Below are 880 nucleotides of genomic sequence, written 5' to 3'. Positions count from 1 at the left end.
ATTCTCCTTGGCCGGCAGAAATGAATCCATACTCGCTTGCATCTTTCCAAGATCGGTACGAGCTTTCACCGAACGCTACGTAGAAGTCCCTCCCGTTCCACGTTTCACGCTTACTCGGAGCCTCAGAGGTTTCTTGCGGGTCGATGAGCCACGTGCGTCCTATATACTCTCGTTCATCGTCCTTGTAGTAATTAAATCGGACAGCGTTAATTGGGTCGCCGTATTCATCAGCGAGGTACTCAATGATGCGCTCTGTAGCTGCATCAAGCTCAGACGCAACGATTGTGAGGCTATGCGTTTGGTTTACGTCCTCGGGAACTCCCGATCCCCCCTCTGGCCTTGCGGAGTCGAATTTCTCACTGTAAGCTTCCTCAAACTTGACGTCACCATTGAAATCGCTATATGTGTCGACAAGGTCGTCGTAGGTCAGTCCTCGAACCCACGAAGCATAATCAAGGGCCTGAGCAACGACATCTCTTGGTGTACGGTCTCGCTTTAATTCGACAAGATGGAGGTCGCCCTCCAGGTCAATACCGAGGTGGTCCAATCGGTTCCCGCTGTCTGTATGGACCTGTTGTCCTATAATGAGTAAATCGCGTCCAAGGACATCTGGATCCTCTATGAGGAGGTCTTCTAACTGAGATTCCTGGTTTAGTTTGCCAGCTGGAAGACGCTCAAAGTCGTTCTCATCGATTCGCTAGAGACCCATTTCGAGAGGCATGGATCGAAATGCTGCCGAACTGTCAAGTATCTATCTCACTCCCAAGCTTGTGATGTCGGCTGCAGATACTGGTCAACCACCTTTACAAATTGACTCTGTTTAAGAGTGAAATCATGGTGCTCAGAGGGAGACATAGAACCCCACGTCACCATCTGGACG

General features: G+C 50.1%; 1 pseudogene. It reads right to left on the bottom strand.

Annotation, left to right across the window (positions count from 1 at the left end):
- A pseudogene (locus AUR66_RS12670) lies at positions 1–547 on the bottom strand (hypothetical protein); the annotation flags it as partial.
- Positions 548–880 lie beyond the last annotated feature (333 nt).

It is taken from the genome of Haloferax profundi (genome assembly GCF_001469865.1).
Taxonomy (GTDB): domain Archaea; phylum Halobacteriota; class Halobacteria; order Halobacteriales; family Haloferacaceae; genus Haloferax; species Haloferax profundi.
The sequence above is the reverse complement of the archived record's forward strand: the minus strand, read 5'-3'. Positions and strand labels throughout refer to the sequence as shown.